At 58.7% G+C, this 15032-nt stretch carries 11 protein-coding genes; 8 read left to right on the top strand and 3 right to left on the bottom strand.

Annotated elements, in window-relative coordinates; genetic code table 11:
• Positions 1 to 11 precede the first annotated feature (11 nt).
• Positions 12 to 1679 carry a purine-cytosine permease family protein gene (locus OOT55_RS02550; protein WP_265367596.1) on the bottom strand — a complete coding sequence of 556 codons (1668 nt, stop codon included), beginning with the start codon at positions 1677 to 1679 and terminating at the stop codon, positions 12 to 14.
• Positions 1680 to 1922: 243 nt separating this feature from the next.
• On the opposite strand from OOT55_RS02550, the gene OOT55_RS02545 reads away from it, so the two are divergent.
• The 7 genes from OOT55_RS02545 (at position 1923) to OOT55_RS02515 (ending at position 10092) form a co-directional block, all read left to right on the top strand.
• A complete protein-coding gene (locus OOT55_RS02545; protein WP_265367595.1) occupies positions 1923 to 4022 on the top strand; it encodes a bifunctional rhamnulose-1-phosphate aldolase/short-chain dehydrogenase in 2100 nt (699 codons plus the stop codon).
• Between the two features lie 23 nt (positions 4023 to 4045).
• Positions 4046 to 5338: an L-rhamnose catabolism isomerase gene (gene rhaI / locus OOT55_RS02540; RefSeq protein ID WP_265367594.1), complete on the top strand. Its 1293-nt coding sequence runs from the start codon at positions 4046 to 4048 to the stop codon at positions 5336 to 5338.
• A gap of 78 nt (positions 5339 to 5416) precedes the next feature.
• On the top strand, positions 5417 to 6235 hold the full coding sequence (locus OOT55_RS02535; protein ID WP_265367593.1) for a (Fe-S)-binding protein: 819 nt from the start codon (positions 5417 to 5419) through the stop codon (positions 6233 to 6235).
• Positions 6232 to 7683, top strand: coding sequence for a LutB/LldF family L-lactate oxidation iron-sulfur protein (locus tag OOT55_RS02530; RefSeq protein ID WP_265367592.1), 1452 nt, complete (start codon positions 6232 to 6234; stop codon positions 7681 to 7683). Before OOT55_RS02535 ends, OOT55_RS02530 begins: the two co-directional genes overlap by 4 nt.
• Entirely contained in the window at positions 7676 to 8332 is a 657-nt protein-coding gene (locus tag OOT55_RS02525; RefSeq protein ID WP_265367591.1) for a LutC/YkgG family protein, read from the top strand. The genes OOT55_RS02530 and OOT55_RS02525 overlap by 8 nt, the downstream gene beginning before the upstream one ends.
• 50 nt (positions 8333 to 8382) lie before the next feature.
• On the top strand, positions 8383 to 9192 hold the full coding sequence (gene tpiA / locus OOT55_RS02520) for a triose-phosphate isomerase (protein ID WP_265367590.1): 810 nt from the start codon (positions 8383 to 8385) through the stop codon (positions 9190 to 9192).
• Between the two features lie 102 nt (positions 9193 to 9294).
• Positions 9295 to 10092, top strand: coding sequence for a DeoR/GlpR family DNA-binding transcription regulator (locus OOT55_RS02515; RefSeq protein WP_265367589.1), 798 nt, complete (start codon positions 9295 to 9297; stop codon positions 10090 to 10092).
• A gap of 45 nt (positions 10093 to 10137) precedes the next feature.
• Here the strand turns inward: OOT55_RS02515 and OOT55_RS02510 are convergent, their stop codons facing one another.
• Positions 10138 to 11097 carry a glycoside hydrolase family 43 protein gene (locus OOT55_RS02510; protein WP_265367588.1) on the bottom strand — a complete coding sequence of 320 codons (960 nt, stop codon included), beginning with the start codon at positions 11095 to 11097 and terminating at the stop codon, positions 10138 to 10140.
• Between the two features lie 117 nt (positions 11098 to 11214).
• Between OOT55_RS02510 and OOT55_RS02505 the strand changes: the two genes are divergently transcribed.
• A complete protein-coding gene (locus OOT55_RS02505; protein ID WP_265367587.1) occupies positions 11215 to 12711 on the top strand; it encodes a hypothetical protein in 1497 nt (498 codons plus the stop codon).
• Positions 12712 to 12771: 60 nt separating this feature from the next.
• Here OOT55_RS02505 and OOT55_RS02500 read toward each other — a convergent pair whose 3' ends face one another.
• Complete coding sequence (locus tag OOT55_RS02500; RefSeq protein WP_265367586.1) at positions 12772 to 14961, bottom strand: alpha-amylase family glycosyl hydrolase; 2190 nt, start codon at positions 14959 to 14961, stop codon at positions 12772 to 12774.
• Positions 14962 to 15032: the final 71 nt, after the last annotated feature.

The following is a 15032-nucleotide window of genomic DNA, read 5'->3' as shown; positions in this document are numbered from 1 at the left end:
AGATGTACCGGTTAACGTTGGGTGTACTTTTCTTTCAAGTGGGACCAGAGGGTCGCCGATATCAGATAAGTCGCCGTTGGAAGAAAGACCCAGTGTTTGACCAGGTCAATGTTACCCGAATCGACGCTATACAGCCCGAGCCCCAAACAAACCAACAACGAGCCGATCGCCACCACCGCGGATGCGGCCATGGTGGGCGAACCGAAACGGGATTGGTCACCGCGAACTCGCGCCTGTGGCGCCTGCAGGTACTGTTGCTCCGCCTGCTTTCGCCGTACCTCGTCGACCTCGTGCACCGAGGATTGCGTGTAGGAGGCCGCCGCCCCACTCCAGGCCGCCAAAGCGGTGTACACGGCGGCTGCCGTCATCCAGGTGGGAATGAGCAGAAAAAACAAGTGCAGGCCCAGCCAGTGGAACACCCATGCCGCACACAGGGACAGAAACCAGGCCAGGCATGCGGGCCAGTTGATATAGGCATTTCGATACTGGTTCCAGTATCGGGTCAGGCCGATCCGGGGAAAGATCCAGTGCTCGGTCACGATGACCGCACCCATCGGCGCCAGGATCAGCCCCATCAGGCCAACAAAACTCATCAACTGAGTAAACACAAACGGGAAGCAGGCAATGACGGTAGTCACCGCACCGGTAATGGCGGTGACCGTGGTGCGACGCCACCGGGGATGCAATGACTGAAACGCCAACCCGGCCCGGTAAATGGTCGGATTGGACGTTGTCCAACCGGCGATAATGACGACCAGTATCCCGGTCGCGCCAAGGGCCTGATAGGCCACCGAGCCCGCATCCAGTTTCTCAATGGAGGTATTGAGGACGAGCGCCGCCCCGGCCCCCATCACGCCCGCGCACACCCACGCCAGATAGTGGCCAATAAACATCCCCAGCACAGACAGAAACCCGTAGGACGACTTTCTGGCATAGCGCAGTATGGTCATATCCGACAGGCCGCCATGCATGGCCAGGTTGGCCACCCAGGCAAAAGCCGCCACATGCCAGAGCCCGAGCCCGTCTTCGTCACCGCGCCATATGTGGGAGTCGGCAATCAAAAGCAGACGCTGGAGAAAAGAGGACTCGGACGCGAGCGGAGTCGCGTCACGCAGAACGGTGAGCATGGTCAAGCCGCCCACGACAAACATCATGATCATCCAGGGTGCGCAGACTTGCGCAAACACCGCCAGACGGCGAAACCCCTTGGTAGAGACAACGGTCACCACGGCGCCAACCAGCAATGCGACCGCGACGAAGGCAGGATCGGTCGGGTACCACTCGACCTGCGGGCCGATACCGAACAGAATTCGGGCCGCCGAGGCCGATACCGTGATCATGGCGCCCGCCAACACACAGAAAAGGAGGCCGTTCACAACGCTATAAAGATTGATCAGCCCCTTACCGCCAATTTTCTTCAGGTAGGCATAGAGCGTCAGACGCGTGTCCACCGCGATGGGGGCGCACACCAGGCCCCAGGTCAGCACTGCGGCCAGATTGCCCCACAGCAGCCCCCATAGCACGTCGGCAACGCCTACGCCCCAGGCCACAAAGCTGGCACCGATGACAAACTCTGTGCCCGCCACATGCTCGCCGGCATAACTGGCGGCAAAATGACGGGCGGGCTTCAACTGGTCGGGCCGCAAGGGCGCCTGCTCAAACTCATCGTGGGACGGCATGTTCACTATACTTATTTGTATTGTTGACGGTATTCGAGGGTTCGGGCTGCGACAGGCAGGCCCAAACTGAACATTAATGATCAATTATGAACAATAACGTCAAAATAGCATTTAAACAACCTCAAAATCCATAAAGATTCGATCAACTTCACCTTGACCCTCCATTTTTGCTCATTTATAATCACTCTCAATCAGATATTCAGTTTATGAACCCATTATTCACCTGAAATAAGAGCGACGACCATGGCCTCGAAATTAGATAACCTCTGGAATGATCAAGAAGCCGCCAAAATGAGCGAACCCGAGCTGTTGAAGTACCGTTCCAACCTGCTCGGCTCCGACCTGCGCATCACCAACTTTGGCGGAGGTAACACCTCGGCCAAGCTCACCATGAAGGATCCCCTGAACGGTCGGGACGCCGAGGTGCTCTGGGTAAAAGGCTCCGGAGGTGATCTGGGCTCGATCAAGCTCGATGGTTTCTCCACCCTTTATATGGAGAAGCTGCACCAACTGAAGGACCTGTACCGGGGCCTGGAGCACGAAGACGAGATGGTGGGCTATCTGCCCCACTGCACCTTCAACCTGAATCCCCGCGCGGCCAGCATCGACACGCCGCTGCATGCCTACATCCCTCACAAGCATGTCGACCACATGCACCCGGATGCCGCCATCGCCATTGCCTGCACCAAGAACAGCAAAGAATTGACCGAAACGATTTTCGAAGGCGAAATGGGCTGGCTGCCCTGGCAGCGCCCGGGCTACGACCTGGGGCTGAAGCTGGAAAAAGTGGCCAAAGACAACCCCAACCTGAAGGGCATCATGCTGGAAGGTCACGGTATCTTTACCTGGGGCCCCACGGCCAAAGACTGTTACCTGACCACGCTGAACATCATTCAGCGCGCGCAGGACTGGCTGGAAGCGAACAACAAAACCGACGCCTTCGGCGGCATCAAGTATGACAACCCCCTGGATGAAAGCCATCGGCAAACCGTCATCAGCGAACTGATGCCCCGGATTCGCGGCAAAATCACCAACGACCAGCGCAAAATCGGCCACTTCAACGATTCCGATACCGTGCTGCAGTTCGTGAACTCCAAAGACCTGGAGCCGCTGGCCGCGCTGGGCACCTCCTGCCCGGACCACTTCCTGCGCACCAAGATCCGCCCGCTGGTATTGGATTTCGACCCCACCGCCAAAGATCTCGATGCTGAACTGGCACGCTGCGTAAAAGGATTGGACCAGCAACTTGAAGCCTACCGCAAGGAGTACGCGGAGTATTACAATCGTTGTAAGCGGGACAACAGCCCGGCCATGCGCGACCCCAATGCGGTGGTGTACCTGGTGCCGGGGGTCGGCATGATCACCTTTGCCAAAGACAAGGCCACCGCGCGTATTGCCGGTGAGTTCTACGTCAACGCCATCAACGTGATGCGCGAAGCCAACGGCGTCAGCGAGTATGTGGGCCTGCCGGAGCAGGAAGCCTTTGATATTGAATACTGGCTGCTTGAGGAAGCGAAACTGCAGCGCATGCCCAAACCCAAGTCTCTGGCCGGTCGCATCGCCTTCATCACCGGCGGCGCCGGTGGTATCGGCAAATCCACGGCCATCCGTATGGCCGAGCAAGGCGCCTGCATTATGTTGGCCGACATTGACCAGGCCGGTCTCGACCGCGCACAAGATGAGCTGAGCCAGGCCTTCGGCAAGGATGTTATTCGTCAGGTGCACTGCGATGTGACCAAACCCGAATCGGTCGCCGGCGCCATGGCCGACGTCGCCCGGGAGTTCGGCGGCATCGACATCCTGGTGTCCAACGCCGGCATTGCCAGCTCTGCGCCACTGGACGAAACCAGCCTGGATCTGTGGGATAAAAACATCAGCATCCTGGCCACCGGTTACTTTCTGGTCGGCCGCGAAGGCTTTAAGCTGATGAAGCGACAGAACACTGGCGGTTCCGTAGTCTTTATTGTCAGCAAAAACGGCCTGGTGGCTTCTCCCGGCGCGTCGGCATACTGCACAGCCAAAGCCGCCGAAATCCAGTTGGCCCGCTGTATTGCTCTGGAGGGAGCCCCGCTGGGTATTCGCTGCAATGTGGTCAATCCCGACGCGGTACTGCGCGGTTCCAAAATCTGGGACGGCGAGTGGCGCCAGGAGCGTGCCGCGGCGTACGATATCAGTAACGAAGAACTGGAAGAGCACTATCGCCAGCGCAGTATGCTCAAGCGTTCGGTGTTGCCGGAAGATATCGCCGAGGCCGCCTACTTCTTCGCTGCGGATCTGTCGGCCAAGTCCACCGGTAATATCATCAACGTCGATGCCGGTCACGCGCCATCCTTTACCCGATAACCCGAGCCAGCAGGAAAATAATCATGAAATACGCCATTCAGCCTGACGTCCTCTCGGCGCACAATGACAAACTGGTCTCCGATCTCAACCGGGATTTTGAGGTTCTGGGCGAGCAGCTCTCCCGCAAGGGCGTTGATATCAACGCTCTGACCGAAAAAGCGCAGGCCTTCGACATTGCCGTACCCTCCTGGGGCACCGGCACCGGCGGTACCCGCTTTGCCCGCTTCCCCGGCATCGGTGAACCGCGGAACATCTTTGAGAAAGTGGAAGACTGCGCGGTCATCCATCAGCTCTCGGGCTGTGCCAGCGCCATTTCGCCCCACTTTCCCTGGGACGTGGTGGATGACTTCAGTGAACTGAAAGCCCACTCCGACAGCTACGGCCTGAGCTGGAGTTCCGTGAACTCCAACACCTTCCAGGATCAGCCGGACCAGGCGCAGTCCTACAAGTACGGCAGCCTCACCCACACCAGTGCGGCGGTCCGCGAGCAGGCCATCGCCCACAACATCCAGGTGATCGAGTGGGGCAAGCAATTGGGCTCCGATACCCTGACGGTCTGGGTCGGCGATGGCTCAAACCATCCGGGCCAACAACACTTCCAACGCGCGTTTGAGCGCTACCTGGACAGCGCCAAGGCCATTTACGCCGCCCTGCCCGGTGACTGGGAAATGCACCTGGAACACAAGGTGTTCGAACCGGCCTTCTACTCCACGGTCATTCAGGACTGGGGCAGCAACATCCTGGCGGCCATGGAAACCGGCGAGCGGTGCAAGTCTCTGGTGGATCTGGGCCATCACGCGCCCAACGTCAATATCGAGATGATCGTCTCGCGGCTGATTCAATTCAAGAAGCTCGGCGGTTTCCACTTCAACGACAGCAAGTACGGTGATGATGATCTGGACAGCGGCTCCATTCATCCCTACCAGCAGTTCCTGATCTTCAACGAACTGGTGGATGCCGAGCACCGCAAACAGCCCGGTTTTTCACCGGCCTATATGCTCGACCAATCGCACAATGTCACCGATCCGATCGAAAGTCTGATCAATTCCGCGATTGAGGTGCAGCGCTCTTACATCAAGGCCCTACTGGTTGACCGCACGGCACTTGAAGGTTACCAGCAGGACAATGATGCCCTGATGGCGAGCAACACACTGAAAGAAGCGTTCAACGTCGACGTTTCTCCGATTCTGGCCATGGCCCGTTACCGGAAAAACGCCGCGATCAATCCGCTCGCCACCTACCGGGCCTCCCGGTACCGCGAGCAGGCGGCGGTGGCTCGCCCGGACGCTGGTGGCAGCCGTTCCGGTATTGTGTAGCGCGTTGGGTGCCGGCTTCAATGTGTCGGCCGGCACCGTTTTTTCCTCTCCCGGTCGCTGTGAATCAGACGGATAATTATGTCGAATAACCAGTCATCACAAGGCCCTCAAGTCGGCCTGTTTATTACCTGCCCGGTGGACCTGATACGGCCCAGCATCGGCTTTGCGACTGTAAAACTGTTGGAGCAGGCGGGTTGCACCGTCAGCGTGCCGGAACAGAGTTGCTGCGGACAGGTCGCGTTCAACAACGGGCTTCCCGACGAGACGCGCGCATTGGCCTGGAACATTGTGCAGAGTTTCAAAGACTTTGATTACGTCGTCACGCCGTCCGGCTCCTGCGGAGGCATGATCAGGGAGCACTACCCCGAACTGTTCGCCGGGGATCCCCGACGCGCCGAGGTCGAGTCCTTTTGCCGCAAGGTGTTTGAGCTGACCAGTTTTCTCACGGATGTGCTGGACTATATGCCGGACACCCCCAACATCGACTTGAGTTCACAGAAAGTGACCTACCACGATAGCTGCGCCGGCCTGCGCGAGTTGGGCATCAAACAGCAGCCGCGTCGTCTGTTGAAGCAGTGTTCAGGGGTCGAGGTGACCGAGATGGCCGACACCGATGTCTGCTGTGGCTTTGGCGGCACTTTCTGCGTCAAGTACTCGGATGTGTCCAACCGTATGGTCGGCGACAAAACCCGGAACATTCAACAATCGGGTGCCTCCATGGTGCTGGGCGGCGACCTGTCCTGCCTGTTGAATATCGCCGGCAAGCTGCACAGGGAGACCGATCCGGCCTCTGGCAACCCCGTGGTTCAGGTGCGTCACATTGCCGAAGTGCTGGCGGGTGATCTCGCCACGCCCGCTATCGGCGAAACCGCCGCCGACTCGGGGAAAACATCATGAGCGGTGTCGAGATACAGGAACCGGACTTCATCGCCCGCTCCCGGGGCGCCCTGGATGACGACAACCTGCAGCAGGCCCTGGAAAAGGCCGGCTCGGGTTTTGTGCACAAACGCCAGGCGGCGATCGAGCGGGTGCCCAACTTCGAAGCCATGCGCGATCGCGCTCTGCGCGCGCGCCAACGTGCGCTGAAAAATCTGGATGTCTACCTGCTGCACTTTGAAAAGAAAGTGCAGGAAGCCGGCGGGCAGGTCCATTGGGTCGAAACCCCCGAGCAGATGCGCGAGACCGTCGTCGGGCTGTGTCGTCAGTACGAGGCCAAAACCGTCACCAAGGGCAAGTCCATGGTGGGCGAGGAAGTCGAGCTGAATGAGGCGCTCGAGGAAGCCGGTATTGAACCCCAGGAAACCGATCTGGGCGAATACGTCATTCAACTGGCACACGAACGACCCAGCCACATCGTCGCCCCGGCATTGCACAAAACCAAGGCCCAGGTTCAGGCCCTGTTCCGTGAAAATCACCCGCTGGGCGAGCGGGATCTCGACGCGGTCGAGTCCATCGTCAACGAAGCGCGGGATGTTATCCGTGAACGATTCCTGCAGGCGGATGTGGGGATCACCGGCGCCAATATGTTGATTGCCGAAACCGGCACCGCCGCGATTGTGACCAATGAGGGCAATGGCGACCTGACCGCCACTCTGCCCAAAACCCATATCGTGACCACATCCATCGACAAGGTGATACCCACCTGGAAAGACGCCAGCGCGATCCTCCGGGTGCTGGCCCGCAGCGCCACCGGGCAGGACATTACCACCTACACCACTTTTTTTACCGGCCCCAAGGGCGCCCAGGATAAAGACGGGCCGGAGAACTTTCACATCGTCCTGATGGACAACCGGCGCACAGAAATTCTGGGCACGGAATTCCAGGACATGCTGCACTGCATTCGCTGCGGTGCCTGTATGAATCACTGCCCGGTCTATCAGTCCGTGGGCGGGCACACCTATAACAGCGTCTACCCCGGCCCCATGGGCGCCGTGCTTACCCCCCTGCTGCGCCACGGGAAGGATGACTATCAGCTGCCCAATGCCAGTACCTTCTGCGGGCGCTGCGAGTCGGTGTGCCCGGTGCGAATTCCCCTGCCCGGCCTGATGCGCAAGTTGCGGGATAAGGAGCAGCGTGAAGCAACGAAGCCCAAGGCATCAACCCTGGCCGTCAGACTGTTCTGCCGGCTGAGCCGCCGCCCCGGCCTCTATCGACACCTGACCAGTCCGGCGGTGAAGGTAATGCGTTGGCTGGCGGGCAACCGGGGACGTTTCCGCTCGCTACCCATGATGTCCAGCTGGACCCGGTACCGGGATTTCTCCGCGCCCCAGGGGTCCAGCTTCCAGACACAGTGGCGGCAACAGCCACAACGTCAATCGCACCCGGAGAACCGTCGCCATGGATAGTCGCACCCGTATTATCGAGCGCATTCGTCAGTCCATCGGCAGCGACCACGCGGGCGAGGACCTGGAAGCGGCCTTCAAAACACTGTGTGAGACGCAGGCCGACACGCCGGCCCAACCGGCACTCAGCCATGTGGAAACCGTCTCACGCTTTATCAGTGAAGCCCAGCGCAACGGCGCCGTGGTGACCGAGCTGGAAAATCTGGAGCAGGTTCAGCACTGGCTGGAGCGCGAGGCGGACAGTCAGAGCGTTCCCCCCACCCTGTCGCTGTCCCCCCAAATCGCCGCGAGCCAATCCGATTGGGGATCACTGACCCTTTCCGACGACACACCACAGCCGGTTCAGAGTTGGGGGCTGGTGCGCGCCCACTCGGCGATGGCTGAAACCGGGACCATCATGTCCCTGAGTCGTGACTGCCCGAGCAGGTTGTTGTTTCTGGTGGAGCGGCTGATTGTGTTGATCGACAAGCGGGACATTGTCCGCTTTCAGGAAGATGCCTGGGAGAGACTGCACGACGGTCAGCCTCTGCCGCGAACAGTCAACCTGGTCACCGGCCCCTCCAGGACCGCCGATATCGAGCAACAGATTCAGATTGGCGCCCATGGACCGCGCCGGACCGATTACCTGATTGTTGAGTCCCTGCCCCAGTGACCAACTCCTATTGATTGATACCGAATCCGTTGAATTTTTTGGAGTAGACCGTGAAACAACGCCTGGTGATTGGCAACTGGAAGATGAACGGCAGCCTGGCCGACAATATTCTCTGGGCGACCCACTTTCGCCACGGACTGAAATCCCAGACGCTTCAGGACGTGGAGGTCGCCGTCTGCCCTCCCTTTCCTTACCTGCAATCCATTCGTTCGATATTGCCCGATGTCGTGCAGCTTGGCGCCCAGGATGTCAGCTCGGAGTGTATTGGCGCTTTCACGGGTGAAGTCAGTGTCAACATGCTCAAGGAGCTCCAGTGCCGCTATGTGATCGTCGGACATTCCGAGCGACGGGCTCGCATGGGAGAAAGCGATATCGACGTTGCCGGAAAATTCAAGCTGGTTTCGTTGGCAGGGCTGACCCCGGTGTTGTGTGTCGGTGAAACGGAACAGGAGCGACGACAGGAGCAGACCCGATCGGTCATCTCCCACCAGATTCAGGCGGTGATTGATACCTCTGGTACACACGCGTTCCGCAACGCGGTCATTGCCTATGAGCCGGTGTGGGCAATTGGTACCGGGGTATCCGCCGAGCTGGCGGACATTCAGGCCACCCATGCTTTGATCAGAGCGCAACTGTCTGACAACGGCCTGGACGCCGATGACGTCACCCTGCTTTATGGCGGCAGTCTCAAACCCGGCAACAGTGAGGAAATCTTTTCATTGCCCAATGTCGATGGCGGTCTGATTGGCGGTGCCTCCCTGAAAGCCGCCGACTTTCTGGACATCTGCTGGGCCGCTCAGACTCGGCCGCCCAAGCCCAAAATGAGATCCACAAAAAACGTCCACTACCAAGACTTTTAGTGAAAGGTTATGATTGATTTTGTTTGTTTTCCCTGCAATTTTATGCTAGCTTTTCGTCAAATTTCCTTCACATGATCATTTCATCTCGGGGCCTCGACTTCCATGCTGGAAAAACAACGCCACAAACTGCTGCTGGACATTCTCGACGAACAACAGTTTGTCAGTGTCAACGACCTGTCCACGCAACTGAACGCCTCTGAAGCCACCATCCGGAGGGACATCACCAAGCTGTCCAATCAGGGCCAGCTGCGCAAAATCCGGGGCGGGGCCGAGGTGCTCAAAGTCCAGGACCGGAAAGTCCGTCGCCCGCACATTTCCGGCTCGGCGTTTCTCGCGGCCAAGGAACAGCGGGCCGATGTCAAACGGTTGATCGCACAGGAAGCGGTGAAATTGTGTGAGGACGGCGAATTCATCATCATCAACGGCGGTAGCTCGACCTACATGATGAAGGAGTTTCTGGCCGACCGTCACCTGAACGTGCTGACCAACTCCTTTGTGCTTGCCCAGGACCTGTCGGAAGTCAGTGACAACCAGATTACCCTGCCCGGCGGGGAGCTCTACCGGAAACAGGGCATCATCCTGAGCGCCTTTGAGAACGACACCATCCAGTATTACCACGCCAGTAAAATGTTCATGGGAACGCCGGGGATTGGCGAGTTTGGGGTCATGGAATCAGACCCGCTGTTGATCCAGACCGAGCAGAAACTGAAAAAGCAGGCGGATCAGTTGATCATCCTGGCGGACAGCACCAAGCTCAACAAGCGCAGCAACTTCATTCTGTGTCCGCTCGCGGATGTGGACATTCTGATCACGGACAGCGAAGCCGATCCAAAGACCGTGCGCTTTTTTGAAGATCAGAACATCAAAGTGATTCTGGTTGACGTGAGCCAGGCGGAATAAAACGCTCGCAACGAGCGACGGCGGCACCACAGGGTGCCGCCAATCTTACTCAACTTCCTCCAACAACGCTTCCAACGTCGCGTTTGATACGCGCAGTACCGTCCCGTGTCGGGTTCCCTCCGGGAAGCTGATCTCGTCTGAAATATCCGTCCAGGTATCAAAATCACGGGTGCGCATCGCGCCGTAGCGTTTGTTGGTGTACTCGTCGTAATAGACGATAACCTCTTCACCCAGATCGAGCAGGGTCGGCCCCTCCACCCACACGCCTTCTGGCGTAAACGGCTCGGACGGCTCCGTCCAGGGCCCATAGAGACTGTCACTGCGGGCCACTCGCAGATTTTTCTCGGCGGGATGACGAGTCTCATCTTTCAGGATCATGACATAACCGTCCCCATCGGGAATGATGGTGGAGTCAATCACATTGAACCCGGGCTCATAGAACAGTTTGGTGTCGCTGTAGGTCTGAAAATCTTTGGTGGTCGTGTAATAGATCCGGTGGTTCAGGCCGTCGTCGCCACTATCGGCGGTTTCAGGGAATTGTCCCGGGATGGTGCTGGCCCAATAAATCACATACTGATCATTCTGATCATCCCAGATGATTTCCGGCGCCCAGGTATTTCTCGCCGTTGGTTCATGAGCCATTACCGGGACGAACTGTTGTTCGGACCAGTTCACCAGATCATCGGAGTGCGCCACCCCCAGCCCCTGATCCCACCAACCGGTGGTCCACACCATGTGAAAGGTCCCCTCGGGCCCTTGAATGATGCAAGGATCGCGCATCAGTCCCTGACCGACTTCGGGCTCGAGGAAGGTCGTATCGTTTTTCAACGCTTTCCAGGTCAGCCCGTCATGACTGTACGCCAGATGCAGGCCGTCCTCCCCATTGCCCCGAAAGGAGGAAAAGACATAAGCACCGGTGTCGTTCGGTTTGCCCGGCGACTGACAGCCGAGCAGGAAAGCCATCGCTAAAGTCACCAGAGAAATGATGGAAGTCCGGAAGGTCATAACGGGTCCTTTTCAGTAATTATCATACGATTTGAATCCTACACGAACCGCTCTTCGAGATCACCCCGGAATTCCACTATAGTACTCAATAGAGTGGACACATTGATGGAGCCGGTTTTGTCTGAACAGTGTTGGTGGTTCGCATCCCCCTGGCGATGGGTCATTCTGTGTTTGAGCCTCACCGGCTGCACAGTGCCGCCCCCTGCCCCACCATCGGTCGACGCTGAAAGCCCGGAGGCGACCTGCCTCAAAATCTATCGGATACTGGATCAGACGATGGAAGCCCGGCGTACTCTGGATGTGCGACATACGCGAGTCCCGGGGTTGCCGTTTTTACGGACGTCCCGCTTCTGGGCGAGCTTTTCTCCAGCGTCGATGACGCCCGCCGCCTACCGTACCTGGCTGGAACATCAGAACGCACTGGCCATTGAGGGGCTGACACTGGAATGGTTGCGCTTGCCGGCGTCTCAACAACGCGCCCTGCTGCCGTTACTGCAAGAACACCACGAGGACATTTCGGCAGCACTGATCCACTGTGGTGAGCGACTGGTGGCGGAGCAGCTGTTGCAACCGAGGCTGGCGCCTTTCGATGTACCGGATCACTACCAGGGGTGGAAGCGATGGCTGGGGTTATACCCTCTGGCGGCATTGCCCTTTTATCGGGGCGTGATTGAAGAACATCGCACATTGAGTCGGCGTCAGGCCGGATTTACCGCGCCCCTGTCTGATGCCCCTGAAACGGACCCATGGCATTACTTCGGTCAACAAAACACGATTCTGTCCGCCAGCAACGCCCTGACGCTGTTAAGCCAACAGACTATCGACCCGCTCGGCATCCCCCGCATGGATGCCTCGACACGGCAACAGTTGCTGACCGCCTTCCAGCCGACCATCGCGGTTCAGGCAAACGACGGTGGACTCGCCGACAACGATCATCCGCTGCGGTTATCCGTCAGCAACGCCGGCGACCTGCAACCCCGGTTATCGAAACCGACACTGTATACCGACATCGCCTATGGCCGATACCGCGACCAGGTCACGGTCCAGCTGATCTATAGCGTGTGGTTCAGCGAACGACGCCCGGAAGGCTCACTGGACCTGCTGGCCGGACGCTACAATGGTATCGCCTGGCGGGTGCACCTGCTGCCCTCAGGGGCGGTCATCGGATTCGACAAGATGCATCTGTGTGGCTGCTGGTACCAGTTTTTCCCGGCCATGGGATTCCGGCCCCGGCCCTCGCTTCCTCTCGGCCAGGAGCCCTTCCACATTGGCCAAACTCTGGATCCCAGAACCCGGTTGACACTGTGGCTCGAGTCCAATACCCATCACTTGCGGGGCATTTCCTCCGGGCCGGTGAACGCTTCCGTCGTACCGTTTGAGATTCAGGACTACAACGAACTGAGGGCTCTGGAGGGCGACGACACCGACCAGGTCGTGGCCGCGTTTGACGAAAACGGTCTGTTGCCGGGCTCCGAGCGCCTGGAACGGTGGGTTTTCTGGCCCATGGGCATTCGCAGCCCGGGTGCTTTGCGGATACTGGGCACTCACGCTATCGCCTTCATCGGCCGACGCCATTTTGATGACCCGGAGTTGCTCGACGAGCTGGGGCTGTGAAGACAAGCCCCCCAAAAAAAGGGCGCCGAAGCGCCCTCTCTGCAGCGTTCCAGACTGGTGTCACTCAGCGCACTGGCTGACCATCATGGTGCCGCCGTCGAGCGCATCATTGATCTGAAAACTGAACACATAATCCCCCGACTCGGGAATGTCGATGGACGACTCGGTTCCGGGCCCGGACGCAACCGCCATGGCCTGCTCAGCCCCCAGAACGACATCGGCGCTGCCCGCAACGGCGAACTCATAGGTCCAGTCACTGTTCGCGAACTTGAAACCATAACTGGTTGCCGAGGGTTCATTCACCACAACCTGATACAGGTTATCGCCTTTATAGCCAAAGCGACGATCGCTCGGGGTTGCGCCGAACCCGTCGCCTCCCGCATAAGAACCCCGGATGTACATGTCGGAGGCGAGCGGGCCGGTGCCGTCCGCATCGGGCGTATCACACGCGGCCAAGGGTCCGGTTCCCACCGGCCCATCGCTGGTGGTGCAGCCCGGTCCATCCTCGGCGGGTGCGTCGACCTTCAGAAACAGTGCGGCGCTGGCCGGCACCTGAATCTGATAGTGCCCTTCCTCGTCAACGTTGATGGTGTCGTCGGTGAGCAGGTTGGTCAACGTTCCGGTGCTTCCCAGCGCGCAGCCTTCAAACGTCGTTTCAATGGGTTCATCACTCACATTCAACAGATAGATGATCGCATCCTCGGCATAGGTTTTGTAATCCGCATAGAGCGCGCCGGCCACGTCTATGGGCGCGACAATCGCCGTGCGTTCACCACGATAGAGCGCCGGTTGCGCCGCGCGCAGTTCCATCAGTTCCGACAGATAATCGCGCAGCTCGGCCTGCTTCTCATTGGCGACAAACACCTCGCGCTCAGTGCCACTGGGCAACCCCTCGACCTTTCCGCTGGTGCGGGCAACATGGTCGTCACACAGCCCCTGGTCGGCGCAGTCTGCAGTTACCTGATCGGCGTAGTCCGGTACTTCCTCGCCAATTTCTTCGCCGTAGTAGAGGGTGATGGGACCGGTATACGCGGCCAGGAAGCTGTAGGCTGCCTTGTGGCGCGCCCAATAAAGATCCTCTTGCGGATCGGCAATGTCGCCGCGCTGTAACAGATCCCCGAAGCGCACCAGATCGTGGTTGCCCATAAACCCATTGGGGATGGCGTGATCGGGATAGGCGTCGTAGGAATTGAAGCCGCTTCTCAGCCGCGCGGCGCTTGGGTTATTTGCCCCGCTCTCCTCCACGGCCAGGGCCTGAACCAGTGCATACCGCACCGGAAAATCAAACGCCGAACACAGTGCCGGGTTGTCATCCGACCCGTAGGCCTCGGCGGCAATGTCCGCTTCACCTTTCCAGATTTCCGCGACCATATAGCCGAGTGGATTCACTGACTCACCGTCGGCGTTGGTATAGGTGACCGATGCCGAGGCGTCTTCCACGGCGCGACGAATCTCGACCCAGGCATCCAGGGGTACCTGATAGGCCTGGTCCAGACGCCAGCCATCGATTTTCAGTTCCTCCACCCAGTAGGTAGCCACCTCTTTGAAGAATTCCAGGTCATCCGGGTATTCGGCAATGCGACCGGTTCCGGCCACGCTCGCACCTCCGGTCGTAACCGTGCGCCCCTCAACGGACGGGTATTCCTCGGCGTTGTTTTTGAAGTGACCGAACACACCATCGAAAAATACATACAACCCGAGTTCATGGGCGGTTTCGACAAGCTCCCGGGCATCGTCCATGGAGCCGAAATTCGGATCAATCGCAAAGTAGTTGCTGGCGTAATACCCGGTCGCATCCAGTCGGTCGGCGGCCAGGTCCTGGCCGGACAGGGGCACACTGTCGAAAACCGGTGTCAGCCAGATGGCATTGAAGCCCAGGCCCTTGATGTACTCCAGACTGTCGATGATGCCGCGAATATCGCCGCTGTGGTGACTGGTTCCATAGCCCACCCCATGGCCGATACCCGGATCGCCGTCAATAAAAGACTCGGTCATCACCTGATAGATGCGCAGGTTCATGGCCTCAGTGTAGGAGGGATTGTCACAGGTGAGCGGCTCGGCGGTGTCGCCATCATTGCCGCCGTCATCGTTATCGCCGTTGTCGGTATCCTCGTCGTCATCGGGGTCCGGGTTGACCACGTCGGGGCCGGAATCACCAGAGGACGAACCTCCGCATCCAATCAAGGCCGAGAACGACAGTACCAGAGCACTGAGCACCAGGGCATACCATTGTCTTGACAGCGTTTTCATTATTGTCACTCCAGGATTTTATGTTATGGGCTATTATCCGAAGTGATGGTAGGTGGGGGGCCTGGCGGTAA

The sequence above is a fragment of the Marinimicrobium sp. C6131 genome (assembly GCF_026153455.1).
Lineage (GTDB): Bacteria > Pseudomonadota > Gammaproteobacteria > Pseudomonadales > Cellvibrionaceae > Marinimicrobium.
Note: the sequence above shows the minus strand (reverse complement) of the source record. Positions and strands in the feature narration are given on the sequence as shown.

Bases quoted from the DNA above. Each gene is read 5' to 3' on its own strand.
- OOT55_RS02530 (WP_265367592.1), top strand. From the start codon at position 6,232: ATGAGCGGTGTCGAGATACAGGAACCGGACTTCATCGCCCGCTCCCGG.
- OOT55_RS02535 (WP_265367593.1), top strand. From the start codon at position 5,417: ATGTCGAATAACCAGTCATCACAAGGCCCTCAAGTCGGCCTGTTTATT.
- OOT55_RS02550 (WP_265367596.1), bottom strand. From the start codon at position 1,679: ATGCCGTCCCACGATGAGTTTGAGCAGGCGCCCTTGCGGCCCGACCAG.
- OOT55_RS02515 (WP_265367589.1), top strand. From the start codon at position 9,295: ATGCTGGAAAAACAACGCCACAAACTGCTGCTGGACATTCTCGACGAA.
- rhaI (WP_265367594.1), top strand. From the start codon at position 4,046: ATGAAATACGCCATTCAGCCTGACGTCCTCTCGGCGCACAATGACAAA.
- OOT55_RS02525 (WP_265367591.1), top strand. From the start codon at position 7,676: ATGGATAGTCGCACCCGTATTATCGAGCGCATTCGTCAGTCCATCGGC.
- OOT55_RS02510 (WP_265367588.1), bottom strand. From the start codon at position 11,097: ATGACCTTCCGGACTTCCATCATTTCTCTGGTGACTTTAGCGATGGCT.
- OOT55_RS02545 (WP_265367595.1), top strand. From the start codon at position 1,923: ATGGCCTCGAAATTAGATAACCTCTGGAATGATCAAGAAGCCGCCAAA.
- OOT55_RS02500 (WP_265367586.1), bottom strand. From the start codon at position 14,961: ATGAAAACGCTGTCAAGACAATGGTATGCCCTGGTGCTCAGTGCTCTG.